Source organism: Micrococcaceae bacterium Sec5.1 (assembly GCA_039636795.1).
Taxonomy (GTDB): Bacteria; Actinomycetota; Actinomycetes; order Actinomycetales; family Micrococcaceae; genus Arthrobacter.
In genome coordinates, this window is sequence record CP143430.1 from 1,217,212 (window position 1) to 1,237,866 (window position 20,655).

Below are 20,655 nucleotides of genomic sequence, written 5' to 3' on the forward strand. Positions count from 1 at the left end.
ACAGCGGAGCAAGCTACGACGGAGTGACTACGACGGAACCGACGAGCCATCCGGAACTGAACTGCCGCCGTCGTGGTCCTTTTCCTTCTGCCACGGCCAGCGGCCAGTGATCTCCAACTCAAGCGAGAAGCTCAGGAACGTCCGGATCAGCACGATGATCGCCAGGACGCCCACGCTCTCAAAGGTGGGCGTCACAGCGACTGTCCGAATGATGTCGGCGGCCACCAGGAGCTCCAGGCCCAGGAGGATGGACCGTCCCAGCAATTGCCGGTAGGCGCGGTAGGGAGAAAACGGGGCGAGCCCGCTTGCCCGTTTGGGTTGGTACCCGCGCAAAGCGAGCGGGATGGAAACCAGCGCCCCAATCACCATGACTGCCACGCCTGCGAAGTCCATGTACCGGCCGACTTCTTCGATGATGTGCTGGAAATCCATGGCCCTCCCTAGCCATTACTGTGCGGGCGCGGGGATCGGGAAGAAGACCCGCGGATCCTGCAGCAGAGCCGGGTAGTCGAAATCGGAGCGCTTGACCACATCGGTGACTTCGAAGTTCCGGGCGAACTTACCATCAACCGTGATCGGCCGTCCCTGGACCAAGCCGACAGCGAAAATCTGGCCGCCATCGAAGGGGACGGCGATCTCGGTTTTGCCGGGAAGCGTGTTGAACGCAGCTTCCTGGGCTTGGCGTTTCCGCGTGGGCTTCTTCTCCAGTACCTTGGCAGGACGCTTTTTGGGGCCCTTGAGTTGGCGGCGGGACTTCTCTTCCGCGTACACAAATTGGTACTCGCCGGATTCTGAATCCGCGGCAGCCTTGGCCTTGCCGTGAGGAGGCATGCTCACAGTGGTGAGCTGTTCCGGGCGGATGTCTTCCACATTGGCCCGCAGGATCCAGAGACGGTCCTCTTCAGGGTCTTCAGGGTGGAATTCATGCTTGGGCTCGGGCCAGATGTACTCAAGCTTTTCTTCGACGCCCGGGAAGAGCGGTCCGTAGAACTTGGGGTCCTTGCCAATGAGCTTGGAGCGGTGGCTGAGGTGCAGGTCCTCGTAGCCCAGCCACGGCGGCATGATGATCCGGGAGGCGTAATCCGGGTGTGCGGCCTGGGGTGCGAACTCCGCGATGTTGTTGCGGGTGTTGTCCGGGTGGCCGCGCTGGATCCACTCGTCGGCCATTGCCAGGCCGTACATGGTGAGGGCGGGGACGTGGCCCATCCACATACGGACGGCCGGGTGCTGCTGCCAACCGTACTCCGGGATGACCAGTGCGCGGAGGACCTGGAGGGCTTCGACGCGCTGTTTGCCGAGCCTTGAGGTGTCGAGCGCCGCGGCGCTCTCACGGAAATCGGCGAAAGGGAGGAAAGTCTGCATCCTTTCAGTTTGGGGGTCCCGCGGCGAAGAACCAAGTTGAGTGCTCCGGGACACGTGCGGATATGGGGCCTAGAGTTGTCGAGTGGAAACTTTTGGCGAGAAAACGACGACGACGGCGCCCCCGGTTGCCGAACTGCACCTGCACATCGAAGGGACTCTCCAGCCGGAGCTGATCTTTGCCCTGGCCGAACGCAACGGCATCGAACTGCCGTATGAGGACATCGAAGAACTGCGGGAGAAGTACGAGTTTACGGATCTGCAGTCCTTCCTTGACCTGTACTACGCCAACATGGCCGTCCTGCAGACCGAGCAGGACTTTACCGACATGACTCGCGCTTATCTTCAGCGCGCCGCCGCCGGGGGAGTGCGCCATGCGGAGATCATGATGGATCCCCAGGCGCATGTGTCCAGGGGTGTCCCGCTTGAGGTGTGCGTCAACGGCGTCGCGAATGCGCTGGCAACGTCGGAGGAAGACTTCGGCGTTTCGACACTCCTCATAGCGGCCTTCCTCAGGGACATGTCCCAGGACTCCGCGATTGAAGTGCTGGACCAGCTCCTCGCGATGCACGCCCCCATCGTCGGCATTGGGCTGGACTCAGCAGAGGTGGGCAATCCGCCGTCGAAATTTGAGCGACTGTACCAGCGTGCTGGTGAGGCCGGGTTGCGAAGGATCGCCCACGCGGGCGAGGAAGGGCCAGCCGCCTACATCACCGAGGCCCTGGACGTGCTGCACGTGGAGCGGATCGACCACGGTATCCGCTGCATGGAAGACACGGAAGTGGTGCAGCGGCTCGTCGCCGAGCAGGTGCCCCTGACGGTTTGCCCGCTATCCAACGTTCGCTTGCGTGCGGTGGACAAGCTGGCCGATCACCCATTGCCGGAGATGCTTGCCATCGGTTTGAACGTTTGCGTGAACTCGGATGACCCCGCATACTTTGGCGGCTATGTAGATGACAACTTCGAGCAGCTGGCCAAGGTCCTTGAGTTCTCGGTTCCGGAGCAGGCCACTTTGGCGGCAAACTCGATCCGCTCCTCGTTCGCCAGTGACGCCCGGAAAGCCGTATTGCTGGACGAAGTGACTGAGTGGGTCAAGGCGTCGGCGCCGCCGCAATAGACCTGAATTGGCGCTCAAGGCGAGACCCGTCGATCACTTCCGGCCTCAGGAATGTCATACTCGGTCACGACACACGGTGTTTACCAATATCAGTCGCGCGAATTAACAATTCATTGGCAAACTGCAAGGGATTATTCACCGTAGAAGGAGAAGCATGGGCGCCAACACCGCCGAGAACACCAACCTTCGTCTGAAGGCCGTACTGGACATCCTCGCTGAGGGCGTATGGTCTGGAGCCACACTGAACGCAGGGGAAGTCCTGGCAGAGGCCATCGGACGCGTTCCTTTCAACGACCATGAGGCTGAACTTCTCAGTGGGGGCATTCCCCGCGGCCACAAAACCCTGACGTCGGCATCGGCAAAGCTGGTCAAGGCCGGCTGGCTGGTCAAGGGGCGTTCAGGATGGACCATCCCGGACGACGGACTGCGGGCGACGGTCGCCTTCCCTGACGTTTCGGCTTTCGCCGAGGCCCTCGACGCCGGAACACCGGTACCAGCCGATGTTCCCGTGCCTACGGCCCCTCCCGCCAAGGCCAAGACGAAGCGTGCGGCGACGTCAAAGAAGGCTGCAGCTCCGAAGGCTGCTGCAGAACCGAAGGTAGCCGCCGCGAAGGTGTCTGCGCCGAAGGCTGCTGCAACAACCAAGGCTGCCACCACCAAGGCTGCGAGCACTAAGGCTGCCCCGGCAGCGAAGAAGGCTTCCACGCGGAAGGCTCCTGCCAAGGCAGCGGCGGCTACCGCCGTCGAAACCCTGCCCCAGCCGGACGCCGTCGCGATTGCGGGTGACTTCAACAAGATCCTGGGCGCTCCGGAAGACTGGGCTCCCCAGTACGACGAAGTCCAGATGGAGTTCAACCCGCTGGTTCAGCTGTGGGCGCTGACGGCTGAACTGCCGGCCGGTTTCTATACGTACAAGATCGCGCTGAACCGTTCATGGGATGAGAACTATGGCGCGTTCGGAGTCCGGGATGGTGCCAACCATGAGTTGAACCACGACGGCGGCCCGGTCACCTTCACCTACGACCACGCTACGCACGACATCGTGGTGGGCTGATCTAGTCCCTGCCGCTCACCGGCCCGCCCTTGTTCGCTCCTCTCGCCCTTGTGCGGTGAGGAGAGCGGACAAGGGCGGCTTTCGTCGGCCTGATGGTCCCAACTCCAAATTTGCTCCAAGTTGGAGTTGGGACTTGGAGAAAAAGCTTCTCCCAAGCAAGGACGGGTTTCGTTGTGCCCCGCACTCGGCATCACGGGTGCGCGCGGCTAGATTTGGTCCATGACTGAGTCGCTGGAAAACCGCTATCGCGATGAGACGCTAAGAGTCACAGCCCGCATCACGGGCGTGGTCCAGGGCGTGGGATTCCGCTACTGGACTGCTCGCAAAGCGGATGAGCTCATGCTGAGGGGGACCGTCAGGAATAATCGCGACGGATCCGTGCAGGTGGTGGCCGAGGGATCCGTAGCCGACGCCGAGGCACTGGTGAGTTGGCTCCATTCCGCACGGGCACCTGGTCGCATTGAGAATGTTGAATTCGAGGTTTCCGACGCAACGGGGGAGTTCGACGAGTTCCGGATCGTGGGCTAAACCGCCTGATCAGGCCCCGGGAGACGACGTTGTGAGCCCAGATTCCACTGCTGCCAGAAGCAGTTCCACGTCGTACGCAACCAAGCTATCCACTTGGAGCCTTATGGCGGTAGCAAGGTGGATTGCATCAGCACTCCGAAGCCGTCTGGGCGAGGCCGCGGCATACATGAGATCGGACCGCGTCACATCGACCAGATTGATGCCGGCGAGGACGCTATTAACCACTTCGAAGGGCAAGTCTCGGCGACGGGCAGCGCAATGGAGTTCCGTGTATAAGAGCATGGAAGCAACAAGGTGCCCTCCCGCAGCAGTTATGTCCGAAAGGTGGGCGGCTGCTATTGCTGACTCCCGCTCTTCCACTACGAGTTTTAGTACGGCTGAAGTGTCGACATAAACAATCACCGGTCGCCGCGCAGATCCGCCAAAATGCCGGCGGTATCCATCTCGCTGGCGACGCGCGGAAGTATCTTGAAGTCGACGGGACTCGTGGTGGCTGCCCGCACGCTTCCAGCTTGCAACAAGCGTTCAAAGGGGGAAGCTGACGGCGGAATCAGTGTTGCGGCAACTTCACCATTATTGGTGACATCGATGATTTCGCCATTCTTGACCCGCTCCAGGATCTTGCTGCTCTGATTGCGGAGTTCACGGTGCGGAATTGTTGTCATGGTTGGCCTCCGTAGCAATCGTAGCACCTCCCTCATCGAAGGCCTCTGCAGGGCAATAGCTCAGGCGACGAAAGACGTGCGCGTCGCCTCAATGTAGTGCTCCAAGGGCTTGAGCGCAGGCTGTGACGAAGCATCCCTAACAGCGTCCGCACCCACGGCGTTGGCCACTGCCAGGGCATGGCTGTGCTCCAGTCCGGAGCGGAGGGCCAGGACAAGCGCGGCGCAGAAAGCATCGCCCGCTCCGATGGTGTTGGCGATGTCCGTGACCCGAACCGCAGGAGCTTCGGCCACTCGTTCGCCATGCTCAAAGATCGCCGAGCCCTCGCCGCCGTACGTCACGGCAACAAGGGGCGCCGTGCGAAGCGCGGGGATCAGTGCGTACTCGGTCTCATTGACGATCACCAGGTCGCAGCGTTCCAGGAGCTCCGGAATGATAGGCGCGGCCGGTGCTGCGTTGAGGGCAAAGTAGCCTTTGGTCCGGCGGGCGGCTTCCAGCACCACGTCCTGATCCACTTCGAGTTGGCAGAGGACTGCTTCTTCCTCCGCGAAGGAGACTCCTTCCACGGACACGTCGGCGTTCGCGCCCGGGCACACAACAATCTGGTTCTCGCCTTCGCCGTCCACCAGGACCAGTGCCGTCCCTGTCGCGGCATCCACTTGAGCGATGTCCTGGACGTCGACGCCGGCACTCGCCATGGCGTCCAGGAGGCTGCGGCCTGCTTCGTCCCGGCCTACTGCCCCCACCATGCGGGAGGCGCCGGCAAGCCTGGCTGCGGCCACGGCCTGGTTGGCGCCCTTGCCGCCCGGCTGCTGACGGAGGACGGCGCCGCCAACGGTTTCGCCCGGCGTCGGGAGGCGGCTGGCGGTAGCCGTGATGTCGAGGTTGATGCTGCCTACAACGGTGAGGGCGGTGCTCGCAAGAGGCAAAATGGGCGCGGAAGACTGAGGGGAGGAGCTCATGGAAGGACCTTTTCGGGAGGATTCAGGAGGACTGGATGACGGAGAGGTGACCGGCCTTGGCGGCCACGAGGCATTTGGCCAGGTAGAACGGGGAGCCCTTGCGGCGGACGTATTGAGTGAGGACCAGAACCGGCTCGGACGGGCGAAGATCCAGCAACTTGGCGCGGCTGGGACCGGCGGTACTCAGGCTGATTTCGCATTCGCCAGGTCCCAGTGACGCCCGCGGAATCCCGCTGAGGACCTCCAAAAGGGTCGACGCCGAAAGCGTGGGAGCTTCCGCCGCTTCTGACAGTGCCTCGGCCTCGGGGATTCCTTGAGCCACGTTTTCCTGCAGGTGGGCCACGGGCTCGCCATTGCGGATCAGCACGCTTTCCCAAAACCAGACGTCCTGGCCGGGCTCCACGCCGATTCCGGGGGCCACGAATTCCGAGGCAGGCTGTTTGACCGCCGCAACGCGTTTGACCTGGATGTCCTGGTCCGGGCCGCCAAGGAGTTGATCGAACGGGCGGATGTGTTCGATGCCAATCCGGGGCAACGAATCAGCCACGAATCGTCCGACTCCCCGCCGCGCCCTGGTGAGTCCGTCTTCCTCCAACAGCATCAGCGCTTCCCGGATCACGGTGCGGCTGACGTCCATCATGACGCCCAGCTCGGTCTCCGTGGGGAGTAACGAGCCAGGAGGGAGGAGCTTGGTCCTGATTGCCTCGGCTATGCGTGAGTATGCCGCAACGCGCAAAGGCTGGCCGGGTTGGGGCGCAATGGGTCGGGACAGGAACTGGACGGCATTGTCGGTCAAGGGTGCCTCGCTTGGGTTTGGTTATGGACACTGTACCGGAAAAATGTGATAGGTTGCACAAGCTCGTAATACATGCTTGTATAACAACTCACATCTCGTGGCGCCGCCTGCGCCCTCGGACAAAGGAGTTTGATGTGAATATCCCCAACACAGCGGTAGAGGCACAGCCTTCCGAAACTGTAGAAGCGACGTCGGACACCCGCCCGGGCGGTCGGGCGGCTGTCCTGCTGATCACCACGCTGGTTCTCGCCGTATTGTCGTTCCAGCTCAACGCCAGCATGATCACGCCGGCACTCCCGCACATCGGCTCCTTCTTTGGCGAAACGCCCGAAGCCGTGGCTCAGGTGCAGTCCATGTTCTTCCTTGCAGGAGCCATCTCCGGACCCGTGATTGGACGCTGGAGCGACTTCATCGGCCGCCGCACCGCACTGCTCTTGGTCCTGGCCATCATGGGCGTCGGAACAGTGCTGTGCATCTTCGCCCCGAACTTGCCGCTGCTGGTCACCGGCCGTTTCATGCAGGGTGTCTCGAGCGCCATCTTCGCGCTCTCCTACATAGTGCTCAACGAATACTTGCCCGCCCGACTCTTCGGCACGTCCATCGGCATCATCGCCGCCATTAATGGAGGTGTGGGCGGTGTTGATGGCTACTTTGGTGGGCTCATGGCTGAAACGCTCGGCTTCCAGTCGATTTTTGTTGCCGTCCTCGCCCTGGCCGCGATCGCCGTCGTCTGCGTCATCAAAGTTGTCCCGGGAGGGAAATCCGCTGTCGCCCCAGGCCGGATGGACTGGTGGGGCGCAGGTTCCCTTTCCCTGTTCCTGGTCTTCCTTACCTACTTCGTCTCTACTGGTTCTTCGGCCGGCTGGACCTCACCTGCCGCGCTTGGCCTGCTGGCTGGCAGCATCGCTTCCTTCACCGCGTTCTGGCTCATCGAGAAGAAACGCTCCACACCGCTGGTCGCCGTCCACCATCTCCGTTCGCGCCAGGTATGGCCGGTCATCGCCACCACTGTGCTGATGCTCGCGGGAATCTTCGCCATCATCAACTTCACCGTGGTGCTCCTGAGCCAGGACAAGGAAAACGGCTTCGGCTTGCCGGCGTCGGTCGCAGCACTGCTGTTCCTGACCCCGGCAGCACTGATCGGCGTCTTCGCGGCACCGCTCGCCGGCTGGATTGCCGACCGCCGTGGCTGGATCAAGACCGTCCGAGTCGGCACGGCCACGAGCCTGGTCTGCGCCATTGCTGCTGCACTGTTCGCCGACAACCAAGTGGCCGTCCTCATCGCGATCGCAGCCTTGGGCATCTTCTACAACGGCTTCTTCCTCACCGCCATCAACGGGCTGTCCGTCTTGCTCTCGCCCAAGGAAGCGCCGGCCGCGCTGCCCGGAATCAACGGTGCCTCCTTCGGCATCGGGGCGAGCCTCGGCGTCGTGGTTGTTGCCCCGTTCGCCGGTCAGGGCACCGCAGCCGGGTACTCTGCAGCGCTCTGGATTTCGGTGTCCATCACCGTCCTCGCCTTCCTTGTCAGCCTGTTCATCACAGCACCGAAGGGCGAAAAGATCTAACGCCCGACGGCGGCACGCGGCACCGCGCGTCCGCCCAGCACTGCTTCCCATCACCCCGCTACATCCTGAAACGAGAGACCATGCTTCAGCCGACCGCCGCCCCCTTCTACCTCGACTGCGATACGGGAATCGACGACGCCCTCGCCCTTGCCTACCTGCTCGCAACCCCGAGAGCGGAACTCGTGGGCATCGGCACCGTGAGTGGCAATATCAGCGCCGCCGGTGGAGCCCGAAACACGCTGGACCTGCTCAAACTGGCCGGGCACCCGGACATCCCCGTGGCGATCGGTGCACATGATCCGCAGGTCGGCACCTACCATGGTGGCGCCCCGCATGTCCATGGCGACAACGGGATCGGCGGGGTGGAGCTGGTTCCGTCGGATCGTAAGCCCGTTGAGGCAACGGCTGCTGAGCTCCTGGTGCAGCTGGCACACAAGCATGCCGGGGAACTTCGCGTTGTGGCGATCGGCCCGCTGACCAACATCGCCGAAGCCCTTCGGCTGGAGCCAAAGCTGCCGGAGCTCATCGCCGAAATCACTATCATGGGCGGCGCGGCGCTGGCCCCGGGAAACATCACGCCGGTGGCAGAAGCCAACATCGCCAACGACCCCGAGGCTGCCGCGGAAGTACTCGCTGCCGACTGGAATGTGACGTTGGTGCCGCTGGACGTCACCATGACCAACGTCCTGGAAGAATCCCACCGTCAAGAGCTGCTGGCATCCGAGCACCCCGTTTCGCAGGCCCTCGGCGACATGCTTGGCTACTACTTCGGCTTCTATGTGGACATCTTCGGGCGGGCGTGTTCAGCGATGCACGACCCCCTGGCTGCTGCCATTGCCGTCAGGGGAGTGGAGCTGACCGTGGCGCCGACGGTGCGCGTGGAGGTAGACACAACCAACGGTCCGAGCCGCGGGCAGACCGTGTGCGACCTTCGGGGACAGTACCTCGGGTTCCCCGACCAGCGCGGCGTGCGATGCCGCGTGGTGCTGGAAATCGGCGAAGACTTTGCCCCGCATCTGCTGGGCACCATGCAGGCAGCCTGGCTGTCTGAAGAGGAGCTGGCGGCTCCGGAACAGACAGCGGCTCCCGTCGCCTAACTGGCGGGAGGCGACAAGTAGCGACGACGACGGCGGGAAGGTTCCGCCGTCGTCGTGGTTACAGCGTGCCTAGGCGTACATGAGTGAGCCGGGCGTTGTCAGTGTTTCGCCTGTTTCGAGCCAGGTCTTGAGTCCGGAGAGGATCATGGGCCAGCCGCCGTAGAGCTGCTCGTTGGCGCCTTCGCGGAGCTGGTCGTGCGTGACGGTGAGGTGGCAGGAATCGCCCACGGGTTCGATTTCCCACGTGATCCGCGACGTTCCTTCAGCTTTGACGTCCTCGCCCCACAACGCTTGCATCGTCTGGACCAGCCGCCGCGGGGGATCGACCTCGATGTTCTCGCCCTCGCCCAAGGGCTCGTCCGCTTTGACGTTCCGCATTTCAAACCGGCCGCCAGGAGTCCAGTCCGCCGTGAACGTGTTCCCGAACTGGTACTTGCTCCGGATTTCGCTGTTGGTGATGGCTTCCCAGAGCCGTTCCGGGGTGGTCTTGATGTAAATCTCGAAGATCTTTTCCATGGGACTTTCCAATCTGGATTTGAGGTCGCTGAGTGCAGCGGCCCATGGTTCTGCGTATTTGCTCACCCAGCGATCATGGATGAGCCTGATGGGGACGGGGTTCAGGAAATGCAGCTTTTCGCGTCCTCGGCGGCGTGTGACCACCAGCCCGGCATCCTCCAACAACTTCAGGTGCTTTGCGATGCCGAAACGGGTCATCTCGAACCGGGCTCCGAGGGCGGTGAGGGTTTGCCCATCCTCGCGGAACAGCTCATCGAGCAGTTCCCGCCGGGTGGGGTCTGCCAGTGCTTTGAACACGGCGTCCATGGCTTCAGAATAGGTGACCATTTGGTCACGTGTCAACGGTTTTGAACTGGCCACTTTGTTTCCGGGAACGTGGTCCCGGACCGTGCTTGGATAGTGCCATGCCTGCTACTCCGACCGTTGCCGTCTGCGGCCCTGCCTCGTGGAACCAACTCATCCTGCTGGACCACCTCCCTGAGCCCGTCCCGCATATGCAGTTCGCACGTAGCGCCTGGGAGACAGTCGGCGGAACGTCGGCGGGGAAAGCGGTGCACCTTGCGGATCTGGGCATCGGCGTGCGGTTGTGCTCGCCCCTGGGGGCGGACGACGACGGCGCGAGGGTCCTCCGCGCACTCACCAACGCCGGCGTCACCGTGGAAAAGATCGCCTCCGACCGAACCGAGCGTCACGTCAACCTCATGACCGACGACGGCAGCCGGGTATCTCTCTACGTCTCGGTGCCTTCAGCCCCGTCGGACGAGGATCTTGCGACGACGGCTGCCGTGGTGGCTGCCGCTGATCTCGCCGTAATTGACCTCAGTGAATTTGGCGTGCTGCTGCTGGAGCGCGAAGAGGTTCACCAGACGCCTTTATGGGTGGACCTTCATGATTACGACGGATCCTCGGCCTTCCATGAACCGTTCCTGAGGGCTGCCGGTGTGGTGTTTATGAATGACGACAGGACAGATGATCCGTGGGCGTTGATGCATTCCTGCCTTGCGCGGGGACCTCGCTTGGCGGTCTGCACACTCGGTGCGGAAGGTGCCGTCGGCTTGGAAGCGGACGGCACCCAGCACGAGGTTCCCGCAGTTCGCGCCGATGTGGTGGATACGAACGGCGCCGGCGATGCGTTCATGGCTGGCTTCCTTGCAGCGACCCTGCGGGGCGCACCCGTTTTCGATGCCCTCGAGGCAGGGGCGGTTCAAGCCCGCGTCGCGATTGAGAGTGAACATCTGCATCCGGCATTGGGGCGTTGAGCACTGACTAGGGCTTGCTTCAACTCCGATAGTTTCTGAATTTCTTCGGAAACAAATCTAGGTATCAGTTGCTATTCGCGCGCCATCAGTGCTTTGTGGACGTTTGAAAGTCCGAGATTACTCAATTCTTGGCTGCAATAACAGCCGATAAGTTACTCTCCAGTTTCGGTAAGTGGACTGTTGTTATTGCGTAAAGTTTACGATAGTTTCTCTCTGTGATGTGTGTCGCACTGTAGTTCCCAGGGCGACCAAGGCCGAGCGAAGGACAAAGATGACCATCGACCCTGAGGACTTACGGACTGCTGAAAAGCGGCTGGAGCAGTTGCATCAAAAACTTGGCGGCATCGCCTACGGCGGTGATTACAACCCGGAGCAATGGCCGCGTGAGGTCTGGCTTGAGGATGCAAAGCTCATGCAGCAGGCCGGGGTAAACCTTGTGACCCTCGCTGTCTTCTCGTGGAGTCGGTTGGAAACCAGTGACGGCGTCTTCGACTTTGAATGGCTCGATGAGGTCATGGACCTGATGCATGCGCACGGGATTGGCGTGGATCTGGCAACGCCTGACGCCGTCCCCCCGGCCTGGCTCGTGGAGCAGCACCCGGACATCATGCCGGAACGAGCCGACGGAAGTATCTTCGGCTTCGGATCCCGCCAACACTTTGACGTCTCCCATCCTGTGTATCGAGCAAAGTCCCTGGCTCTGGCGGAAAAGATGGGGGAGCGCTACGCAAAACATCCCGCCCTGCGCATGTGGCATGTAGGAAACGAATACGGGCCCACGTCCTATGGGCCGTGGGCTGAGAAAGCGTTTCGTGAGTGGCTGCAGAGGAAGTACTCATCGCTCGATGAACTCAATGAAGCATGGAGCACCACCGTGTGGGGCCAGATCTACACGGACTGGAACCAGGTACGCGTTCCCGCGCAGCCCCGCACGTGGTCCAACCCTTCCCGGCGTCTGGACTTTCACCGCTTCACCTCGGACAGCATGCTGGAACACTTCAAGGCCGAACGGGACATCCTCAGGCGCCACACCCCTGACCTGCCGATTGTCACCAACTTCATGCGCTTCTACAAAACCAACGACTACTGGGCATGGGCCGCTCAGGAGGACGCCGCAGCGCTGGATATTTACCCGGATCCCCGTGAAGACGATGCACATATAGCCGCCGCATTGAACTTTGACCTCATGCGATCTCTGCGCCACGGACAACCGTGGATGGTCATGGAGCAAGCGACTGGCGCGGTCAGCCAATGGTCCGTCAACGTCTCCAAGCTTCCAGGCAAGATGCGGCTCGGCTCTTACCAAGCCATCGCGCAGGGCGCCGATTCGATCCTTTTCTTCCAGTGGCGCCAGGCTAAGGGTGGAACCGAGCGCTACCACTCAGCCATGGTGAACCACGCTGGCCCGAACACACGGATCTTCCGCGAGGTCTGCGAGCTCGGTCAAGAACTGAAATCGTTGGGCGGCCTGACGGGAACGCGGTCCACGGCCAAGGTCGCCATCGTGTTCGACTGGGACTGCTGGTGGGCCTTGGAATTGGGGAATTCGCCGCGCTCGGACCTGAACTACACCCAGGAAGTGCTCCGTTTCTACCGCCCGCTTTTCGACGCCAACGTCACAGTCGACTTCGTCAATGCCAACAGCGACCTGTCCACGTACAGCCTGGTGATCATGCCGGCGTCGTACTTGCTCACCGACGCCGCCGCCGCAAAGTTCGAAAACTACGTGTCCGACGGCGGCCGACTGGTGGTCTCTTACCTCTCCGGCATCGTGGACCAGGACAACACCATCCGCTTAGGGGGATACCCCGGCGCCCTACGCAACGTGCTGGGCGCGTGGAGCGAAGAAATGCATCCGCTCGCCGGGGATGGCGAACAGGTGAAGCTCTCCACGTTCGACGGCGGTACCTCCTCGGCGAGCTACTGGACAGAGCACTTGCACGCCGGGACGGCGGACGTCCTGGCCAGCTACTCTTCTGGGCGCCTCGCGGGAGCCCCCGCCATCACCCGCAACAGTTTCGGGCAAGGAACCGCGGTTTACCTTTCAGCACGGATCGAGGAAGGGCTGCTCAAGCAATTGCTCGACGACGAACTTCAGAGCGCAGGCGTGGAACCGGAACTGAAGGCGCCTACGGGAGTCCAGGTCCGCCGTCGTGCTGGCTTCCGTTCTGCTGGCCTGGGTCCCGACGCCGGCGGTTCTAACGACACCGCCAAAAGTTTCCTCCTGGTGCTCAACCACAACGACGCGCCTTCCAGGGTGAACGTCCTCGACGGGGGAACAGACCGCATCAGCGGACAGCCGATTCACGGGGAAGTGGAACTTCCAGCGAACGGCGTCCTGGTCATTGAAGAAGTCGTAGTCCTTGAAGAAGTCCTGGTCCGTGAAGAATCTGCAGCTAAGGCGGGAACCCCATGGCACTAAAGCTGGACGCTCCGCCAAAGGTGGTCCCGGGCAGTGAGCCGAGTAAACAGAAAAAGCGGCGCATCAAGCCTGGAAGCTGGAGGCTGGCGCTCAAACGGGACTGGCGCCTGTACACACTGTTAGCGCAGCCACTGGCATACCTCCTCATTTTCAGGTATCTGCCCATGGCCGGGAACGTCATTGCCTTCCGCCAATTTCAGCCTGGCGGCAGCATCTTCGGGGAGAAATGGGTGGGTTTCAAATACATCACCCTCTTCATCAACGACCCCAGCTTTTGGCAGGCCTTCCAGAACACCATCGTTCTGGGCATCCTCACCCTGGTGTTCTGCTTCCCGATGCCCATCATCTTCGCGCTGATGCTCAATGAACTCCGGTCGCAGAAGTTCAAGAAGTTTGTGCAGACCGTGGCCTACCTGCCGCACTTCATGTCGGTGGTGATCATCGCCGGCATGATCCTGCAGAACTTCTCCATGACCGGCACGGTGAACCAGACCGCTGAGTCGCTGTTCGGCCACACTGTGAACTTCACACAGGATCCGGGCTGGTTCCGGCCGATGTACATCAGCTCAGAGGTCTGGCAAACCATGGGATGGGGAGCGATCCTCTACCTGGCCGCGCTCACCCGGGTGGACGAGTCGCTGTACGAGGCGGCAAGGATCGACGGAGCCAACAGATGGCAACAGACCTGGCACGTGACGCTGCCCGCCATCCGGCCGACCATCATCACACTGCTGATCCTGAACATCGGCACGTTCATGGCAGTGGGCTTCGAGAAGATCCTGCTCATCTATAACCCGCTCAACTACGCAACGTCAGACGTTATCTCCACCTACCTCTACCGGGTGGGCCTTGAATCCAGCAACTTCAGCTATGCGGCGGCGATCGGAATGTTTGAATCCGTCATCGGCCTCACGCTGATCCTCTCAGCGAACGCGATATCCAAGCGCCTCGCAGGAACGAGCCTGTGGTGAACAAGACAGCAACCAAGTCCACTCCTTCTTTGCGTCCTCCCGCTGCGGGCGGTGTCCTCCTAAAGGACATGAGGGTTTCGACGGGAATGCGGATCTTCAGGGCCTTCAACCTGGTGTTCCTACTGTTCGTAGTGTTCCTGACGGTCTATCCGTTCCTGAACATCATCGCTCAGTCGTTCTCCAGCGAAGGGTTCATCAACGCAGGGCAGGTCAACCTGTTCCCGATGGGCTTCAACACCGAGACGTATAAGCTGATCCTGGCCGACTCCACGTTCTGGACCAACTACGGAAATACCCTGTTGTACACAGTGGTTGCTACCGCGATTTCAATGGTGCTGACCACTTCATTCGCCTACGCCATTGCCAAGAAAGACCTCAAGGGCCGCAGTGTTTTCATTGGACTCGCTGTCTTCACCATGTTCTTCAACGGCGGGTTGATTCCCAACTACGTACTCATCAGTTCGCTGGGGATGCGCGATTCAATCTGGGCCGTGGTCCTGCCGAATGCCATCAGCGTGTTCAACCTGCTCATCATGAAGTCCTTCTTCGAAAACATGCCGCGTGAGCTGGAAGAAGCCGCATCCATCGACGGTCTCACTCAGTACGGCATCCTCTTCCGGGTGGTGCTCCCGCTGAGCAAGGCGATCGTGGCCACCATGGTCCTGTTCTACGCGGTAGCCAACTGGAACTCGTGGTTCCAGGCCTTCCTGTACCTGGATAATCCCGACCTCTTTCCGGTCACCATCTACCTCCGCAACATGATCGCTGGAGTCACTACTGCAGGCTCGGCCGGGGGTACCGCGGAAAACGTGGGCCAAATCGCGGCCAACATCCAGTCGGTCACCATCGTGCTCACCGTCATTCCCATCCTTTGTGTCTACCCCTTCGTCCAGAAGTACTTCTTCTCGGGCGTGATGCTCGGTTCCGTCAAGGAATAACCGTTCCGTCAAGGAATAACCCTTATGAAAGGACACCCAATGATCGCCAAACGAGAGTTCCGCAGAAGAGATTTCCTGGGCCTCGCGTCCGTTGTCACCATCGGGTTGATGATGACCAGTTGTGACTCTGAAGCCACTGAGAAGGTGGATACGTCCAAGTCCCGCAATGGTGCGATGGACAGCTTCAAGGTAGGTGACACGTTCAAGGCGACGACGCCGTTGTCCTTCACCTTCCTTTTCTCGGATCAGCCGACCTATCCGTACAAGAAGGACTGGCTGCTCTTCACCAAGATGGCCAGCGACAACAACGTCACGCTGGAACCAACTATCGTCCCGAACAGCGATTATGAGCAGAAACGCAGCCTTCTCATCAGTTCCGGCAGCGCTCCGGAGATCATCGCCAAGACCTATCCCGGGCAGGAGGCCGCTTTTGTATCTGCCGGGGCGGTGCTGCCAGTCAGCGATTATGTGGAACTCATGCCGCACTTCCAGGAGAAGGTCAAGAAGTGGAAGCTTGAGCCGGAGATCGAAGGCCTTACCCAGGAAGACGGTAAGTACTATGTTCTTCCCGGCCTGCACGAGGAACTGTGGCCGGATTATTCTCTGTGCTTCCGCAAGGACGTACTGAAGAAGGAAGGCCTGGCCGAGCCCACCACATGGGACGAGTTCCGCGACGTGTTGCGGTCGCTCAAAAAGGCGTATCCCGACGTCGTGCCGTTCTCCGACAGGTTCAAAGGCGACAGTGTGCTGAACATCGCGGCACCAACCTTTGGCACGGTTGCAGGTTGGGGCCTGGTGGATGGGCTCCTGTTCGACCAGGACAAGAAGGAGTTCGGCTTTGCCGCAGGATCAGAGAAGTTCAAGGACCTGGTGACCTACTTCAACTCGCTGGTCTCTGAAGGCCTAATGGATCCTGAGAGCTTCACCCAAACCGACGACTCCGCCATCCAGAAGTTCGTTTCCGGCAAGTCGTTCGTGATCAGCGCCAATTCGCAGAACGTCATCACTTACCGCACCTCCATGGAACAGTCGTTGGGCAAGGGCAATTTCGAGATCGGCAAGATCACGGTTCCGGGCGGTCCTGCAGGCGACCTCATCGGTGGCACCCGTCTGGAAAACGGCATCATGCTGAACTCGTCCGTCAAAGACAAGGACAGCTTTGTGGCTCTCATCCAATACATCGACTGGTTGTTCTACAGCGACGCCGGCCAGGAATTCAGCAAGTGGGGCGTAGAAGGAACCACGTTCACAAAGTCCGGCGGCAAGCGTCAACTCGCGGCTGATATCAACTTCCAGGGTCTCAATCCCGCGGGCACCAAGGACCTGCGGGTGGACTACGGATTCTCTGGAGGAAACTTCGCTTACGGCGGCGCGACGGAACTCCTGCACTCCACGTTCAACGACGAGGAATTGGCGTTCCAAGAGGCCATGAAGTCCAAGAAGCCTCGCCCGGTTGCTCCGCCCGTGCCCTTCAACGACGTCGATCGTGAACAGGCCACGCTGTCGCTCACCCCGCTGAAGGACCACGTCAAGCAGAACACTCTCAAGTTCATTACCGGGCAACGTGCTGTCACCGAGTTTGGAGCGTACGTCAAAGAGCTCGATAGCAAGGGGCAGAGCAAGTACGTCGAACTCGCGAACAAGGCATACAAGGCCTACGCGGATAAGGAGTAGTTCTGATGGCAGCCACGAAAGCTGAATTTGGGTCGGGTACCTTGTTCAAGGCGGCTGGAACTGTGTACGGCATCATGGTGGGCAATGCTTTGCTGGTGCTCGCCAACGCGCTGCTGGTGCTCACTCCGGTGCTGGTTGGCGTCATTGGGCCGTTGGCTTTGATTTCCCTGGTCCTGGTAGGCCCTTCATTCGTGGCTGCCTGCTACGCCTTCAACCGGCTCCTGGCACACGAGGACACCGGAGTTTTTCGTGACTTCGTTAAGTCCTACCGCAGTAACTTTGGCCAGGCGTTGGTGGTTTGGCTTCCGTATCTCGCGCTCCTTGCCGTCATTGCTTTCAACTTGAGTGTCCTGCCGGGGTCTTTGGGAGCCGACCCAGGAACCAACCCAGCCCAGATCGCTGCCCGGATAGGGTTGTTGGGCGTCGGAGTCATGGTGGCTACCGCCGGAGTGAACGCCATGCTCCTGTTGTCCCGCTTCTCCTTCCGGAGCAGCGACATCTATCGACTCTCCGTCTACACCTTGGGTGCCCAGCGGCGAGTGTCGTTAGGCATCGCCGGCATCATTTTCGTTTCGGGATTCGTGCTGATGGCTACCACTGCCTGGCTGATCCTGTTCGTTGCGGGGATATTCGCGTACGTGGTCTGCATGAACTCCCGTCCGCTACTGAAGTTTGTTGAGGCAAAGTTCACGGCAGCCGAATAGGCGGCCTTCAGTCCCCAAGCACCACGTCTACTTCTTTGAAGGACTCTTATGTTCTGAGTGGTGTGTGGTGGTGGTTGCGTCGGGGTGTTTGGTTGGGGTCGATGTGTGGTGGTGGGGTGAACCAGGGCACGCCGGTGTTCATGTCGATCCGCCATTGTTCTTTGTGGATGACGTGGTGGTGGTGGCTGCAGAGCAGGGTGCCGTTCTCGGTTCCTGTGGTGCCGCCGTGTGACCAGTAGGTGATGTGGTGGGCTTCGCACCAGGGGGCGGGCATGGTGCAGTCGGGGAAGGCGCAGCCGCCGTCGCGGGCGGTGATGGCTTTGCGGATGTGGGGCGGGAAGATCCGGGTGGTGCGGCCGATGTCCAGGACGCGGGAGTCGGTTCCGAGCAGGACGGGGAGGATGTCCGCGTCGCAGGCGATTTTGCGGATGGTGTTGGGGTGCATCGGGCCCAGGAACGTTGCTGTGCCGGTGCTGAGTCGTTGGTGGTCGGTGCGTCGTTCGAAGAGGTCGCGTTCGTCGATGGTGAGGGTGAGTTGGGGTCGGAGTCCGCCGTTGGCTGGCAGTTTCCCGGTGGTCATCGCGACGGCGCAGGCTCCGACGAGTCCGTCGAGGAGTTTCATGGGGCGGGAACGCCGGTCCAGGTCCGGGCCCGCTGGTTTGTTCCGGGTGTCGTTATTCCCGCCGCCGCTCCCGTCACCGCTCTCGTCGCCTTCGCCGGTGGCATTGTTCGTCCCGCCGCCCTCGCCATTGATGTTGCTGTCTCCGGTGGTGAGTCGGGGGTTGGTGGCGACGTTCATGGCGGTGGTGAGGGTTTCGTATTGTTCGGTGGTGGCGAAGATTTCGATGTGGTGGAGTCCGTGGCGGGGTTTGCGGATGAAGGTGCCTTGGAGGTGGCGGAGGGTTTCTTCGCTGGGTTCGGGGCCGTCCTGGTCGATCCTGTCGGTCCAGCGTTTGGTCATTTTCAGGACGAAGTCGGGGTCGGTCTCGGTGGCGGTGCGAGTGAGGGCGTGTTCCATCCGGGTGAGGGTGTCGTCGTCGGTGAGGAGCCGTACTTTGTCCAGGGCGGCGCTGATGATGCTCGCAGACCGGGTGGGTATCTGTGTGGTTTCGAGGGCTTGGGCGAGGATTTCGCGGCGGGGCGGGATGTGTTGCCCGGCGATTCCGGTCCGGGGGAGGACCTGGGAGGCCAGGGCGAGGCGGCGGTTGGCTTCGCTTTTGCTGATCCGCAGGCTGGCGCGGAGGAATTCCGCGGCGTTTCGGTAGCCATCATCGGCTACGGCAGCGGCGTCCGCCGCAGTAACAACTACTGCCGAAGCCACAACACCTGGCCCCGCAGTAGTAGCGGATCCAGCAAAAACCCCGGCCGGGGCCGGGGCCGCAGAGTCCGTGGTTCCGGGGTCGGTCCAGCCTGTCTGCCAACCCGTCCCGGCGGCGGATGAGGGCCGTGCCTGCTGGGCCTGCGTGCGGGTCCGTTCCACGGCGTGCGCCGCAATGACCTGCAGGTACTCCACGGTGCGGGCAATCTCCTCCACCCGCCCGGCGAATCCCGCTGCCTCTGTAAAGCCGAATGCCAGGGCACCGGCCACAGTCGCGGAACGCAGAGATTCCAACGCCTCAGCACTTTCAGCCAGCGCATCCCCAACTCCCAGCGCATGCCCAAGTGCCGGTGCATCCTGAAATGCCGGCGCGTCCTCAAGACTCAGGGCATCCGCAGGTCCCGGCGCATCCTCAAGTCCTTGGGTAGCAGGCTCGACGTCAGGGCTAACTTCACGGTCCACTTCATCAAGGTCAGGAAAGGGCCGTGGTTCAATGCCGCGAAGCAGCGCCATGGCTCCGGCGTTCTCCGAACCGGTGACTGCCGCCGTCGGGCTTTCACGGGCCGCTTGGCCGTGGGCAGACATGGTGTGGCTGCCTTGGAGAACGCGTCGGGGGCGCAACGCGACGCCAGACATCGCTGCCCGACGCGCCAACATCTCCCCAATACTTCCCATGAATAAACCCTCTCACCAGGGTCTGACATTTTTAGCTCGACCTGGTTTGGAATCAGGAAACGCGGGAAATGGCGGCTATTTGCTAGTGACTTGCTCCCGGAGGATGTCCGCATGACCGCAGTGCTGTGCAAGCTCGCGCAGCATGTGCAGATACACCCAGCGGAGGGGGAGCGGGCCACGTCGATTTCCGAGCACGAGGTCGTCCAGCCCCAAATCCGAAGCAGCCAGCCGTGAGGCCTCGCACGCTTCGCGATGTGCCTGCTGAATGCTTGCGATGGTGTCCGCGTCGTCAAGGATGAACGATTCGTCAGGCGTAGCCGGGATGCCGATTTCGCTCCGGGACCGGCATGAGATGGCTTCATCGAACCACACCTTCTCCACGAAGGTTGCGTGTTTGACCAAGCCCAGAAGCGTCGTGCGGGAGGGGACCAGCCGCCGTCGTGCTTGTTCTTCCGTCAGACCGTCCAAAGACTCGTAGAGTGCGCGCCGATGCTCATCAAGGAAAGCATCGAATTGGGCCCGGGCGTCGTGGTTGATGACATCCTCAGCGAAGGTCGGCGGGAAGACGCTCATCCGAAAACCACCGTGCCGTCGTCGTCGATTCGCCAGCCCGGGTTGTGCGCGATCTCCCAGACGATGCCGTTCGGATCCTTGACGTGGCCGTGGAAAATGCCCCCGAAAGCGCTGGCCTGGGCCGGCTTCAGGACAGTTGCACCAGCCGCCACCAAGGCGTCGATCGTGTTGGACACCTCTGCTGCACTATCGACGTTATGCGAAAGCGTCACGCCGCTGACGCTGCCCGTCGGAACGGTGCTACTCGTCGGAACGTCGCTGCCAGTCGGAATATCCCTGTTGAGGTCTTGGTCGAACTTTTCAGCATCGAACAGGCCAAGCATCAAGCCCGGCCCGACCTGGAAGAAAATGATCTCCCCGGGCACGTCCATGATCGGATCCCAACCGAGCCCGTCCTTGTAGAACGAACGGGCTCGGTCGAGATCCGCGGTGGCAAACGTGATGAAATGCAGTCGCTGATCCAT

The 20,655-nt window shown here is 61.3% G+C and carries 21 protein-coding genes; 11 read left to right on the forward strand and 10 right to left on the reverse strand.

Features of this window, described 5'->3' with window-relative positions:
* Positions 1-27: 27 nt before the first annotated feature.
* Positions 28-432 (reverse strand): DUF1622 domain-containing protein, encoded by a 405-nt coding sequence (locus tag VUN82_05725; protein XAS73341.1) that lies wholly within the window; start codon positions 430-432, stop codon positions 28-30.
* A gap of 15 nt (positions 433-447) precedes the next feature.
* On the reverse strand, positions 448-1,362 hold the full coding sequence (locus tag VUN82_05730) for an MSMEG_6728 family protein (protein ID XAS73342.1): 915 nt from the start codon (positions 1,360-1,362) through the stop codon (positions 448-450).
* Positions 1,363-1,444: 82 nt separating this feature from the next.
* Here VUN82_05730 and VUN82_05735 point away from each other — a divergent pair, with 82 nt between their 5' ends.
* From VUN82_05735 to VUN82_05745, 3 genes are all read left to right on the forward strand, one after another.
* Entirely contained in the window at positions 1,445-2,476 is a 1,032-nt protein-coding gene (locus VUN82_05735; GenBank protein ID XAS73343.1) for an adenosine deaminase, read from the forward strand.
* Between the two features lie 154 nt (positions 2,477-2,630).
* Positions 2,631-3,530 carry a glycosidase gene (locus VUN82_05740; GenBank protein XAS73344.1) on the forward strand — a complete coding sequence of 300 codons (900 nt, stop codon included), beginning with the start codon at positions 2,631-2,633 and terminating at the stop codon, positions 3,528-3,530.
* 219 nt (positions 3,531-3,749) lie between these two features.
* On the forward strand, positions 3,750-4,058 hold the full coding sequence (locus VUN82_05745; protein XAS73345.1) for an acylphosphatase: 309 nt from the start codon (positions 3,750-3,752) through the stop codon (positions 4,056-4,058).
* A gap of 9 nt (positions 4,059-4,067) precedes the next feature.
* On the opposite strand, the gene VUN82_05750 is transcribed toward VUN82_05745, so the two are convergent.
* The 4 genes from VUN82_05750 to VUN82_05765 are packed head-to-tail and all read right to left on the reverse strand — an operon-like array spanning position 4,068 to position 6,479.
* Positions 4,068-4,460, reverse strand: coding sequence for a type II toxin-antitoxin system VapC family toxin (locus VUN82_05750; GenBank protein ID XAS73346.1), 393 nt, complete (start codon positions 4,458-4,460; stop codon positions 4,068-4,070).
* A complete protein-coding gene (locus VUN82_05755) occupies positions 4,457-4,723 on the reverse strand; it encodes a type II toxin-antitoxin system prevent-host-death family antitoxin (GenBank protein ID XAS73347.1) in 267 nt (88 codons plus the stop codon). Before VUN82_05755 ends, VUN82_05750 begins: the two co-directional genes overlap by 4 nt.
* A 60-nt stretch (positions 4,724-4,783) precedes the next feature.
* Positions 4,784-5,683, reverse strand: coding sequence for a ribokinase (locus VUN82_05760; protein ID XAS73348.1), 900 nt, complete (start codon positions 5,681-5,683; stop codon positions 4,784-4,786).
* Between the two features lie 22 nt (positions 5,684-5,705).
* A complete protein-coding gene (locus VUN82_05765; GenBank protein XAS73349.1) occupies positions 5,706-6,479 on the reverse strand; it encodes a GntR family transcriptional regulator in 774 nt (257 codons plus the stop codon).
* 134 nt (positions 6,480-6,613) lie between these two features.
* Here VUN82_05765 and VUN82_05770 point away from each other — a divergent pair, with 134 nt between their 5' ends.
* Together VUN82_05770 and VUN82_05775 are read left to right on the forward strand one after the other, a co-directional pair.
* On the forward strand, positions 6,614-8,044 hold the full coding sequence (locus tag VUN82_05770; protein ID XAS73350.1) for an MFS transporter: 1,431 nt from the start codon (positions 6,614-6,616) through the stop codon (positions 8,042-8,044).
* Between the two features lie 80 nt (positions 8,045-8,124).
* Positions 8,125-9,141 carry a nucleoside hydrolase gene (locus VUN82_05775; protein ID XAS73351.1) on the forward strand — a complete coding sequence of 339 codons (1,017 nt, stop codon included), beginning with the start codon at positions 8,125-8,127 and terminating at the stop codon, positions 9,139-9,141.
* Positions 9,142-9,210: 69 nt separating this feature from the next.
* Here VUN82_05775 and VUN82_05780 read toward each other — a convergent pair whose 3' ends face one another.
* Positions 9,211-9,963, reverse strand: a complete 753-nt coding sequence (locus VUN82_05780; protein ID XAS74622.1) for a metalloregulator ArsR/SmtB family transcription factor — start codon at positions 9,961-9,963, stop codon at positions 9,211-9,213.
* A gap of 98 nt (positions 9,964-10,061) precedes the next feature.
* Between VUN82_05780 and VUN82_05785 the strand changes: the two genes are divergently transcribed.
* The 6 genes from VUN82_05785 (at position 10,062) to VUN82_05810 (ending at position 17,625) form a co-directional block, all read left to right on the forward strand.
* A complete protein-coding gene (locus tag VUN82_05785; GenBank protein XAS73352.1) occupies positions 10,062-10,916 on the forward strand; it encodes a carbohydrate kinase family protein in 855 nt (284 codons plus the stop codon).
* A 271-nt stretch (positions 10,917-11,187) separates the two neighbouring features.
* On the forward strand, positions 11,188-13,338 hold the full coding sequence (locus VUN82_05790; GenBank protein XAS73353.1) for a beta-galactosidase: 2,151 nt from the start codon (positions 11,188-11,190) through the stop codon (positions 13,336-13,338).
* Positions 13,329-14,309, forward strand: a complete 981-nt coding sequence (locus VUN82_05795; GenBank protein XAS73354.1) for an ABC transporter permease subunit — start codon at positions 13,329-13,331, stop codon at positions 14,307-14,309. The genes VUN82_05790 and VUN82_05795 overlap by 10 nt, the downstream gene beginning before the upstream one ends.
* Before the next feature lie 68 nt (positions 14,310-14,377).
* A complete protein-coding gene (locus VUN82_05800; protein ID XAS74623.1) occupies positions 14,378-15,247 on the forward strand; it encodes a carbohydrate ABC transporter permease in 870 nt (289 codons plus the stop codon).
* Between the two features lie 24 nt (positions 15,248-15,271).
* The gene (locus tag VUN82_05805) at positions 15,272-16,921 is read left to right on the forward strand and encodes an extracellular solute-binding protein (protein XAS73355.1); all 1,650 of its coding nucleotides are present in this window, start codon (positions 15,272-15,274) and stop codon (positions 16,919-16,921) included.
* A gap of 5 nt (positions 16,922-16,926) precedes the next feature.
* Complete coding sequence (locus VUN82_05810; protein XAS73356.1) at positions 16,927-17,625, forward strand: YesL family protein; 699 nt, start codon at positions 16,927-16,929, stop codon at positions 17,623-17,625.
* 46 nt (positions 17,626-17,671) lie between these two features.
* Here VUN82_05810 and VUN82_05815 read toward each other — a convergent pair whose 3' ends face one another.
* The 3 genes from VUN82_05815 to VUN82_05825 form a co-directional block, all read right to left on the reverse strand.
* On the reverse strand, positions 17,672-19,618 hold the full coding sequence (locus tag VUN82_05815; protein ID XAS73357.1) for a DUF222 domain-containing protein: 1,947 nt from the start codon (positions 19,616-19,618) through the stop codon (positions 17,672-17,674).
* Positions 19,619-19,693: 75 nt separating this feature from the next.
* A complete protein-coding gene (locus tag VUN82_05820) occupies positions 19,694-20,191 on the reverse strand; it encodes a DinB family protein (protein XAS73358.1) in 498 nt (165 codons plus the stop codon).
* Positions 20,188-20,655, reverse strand: a complete 468-nt coding sequence (locus tag VUN82_05825; protein XAS73359.1) for a VOC family protein — start codon at positions 20,653-20,655, stop codon at positions 20,188-20,190. Before VUN82_05825 ends, VUN82_05820 begins: the two co-directional genes overlap by 4 nt.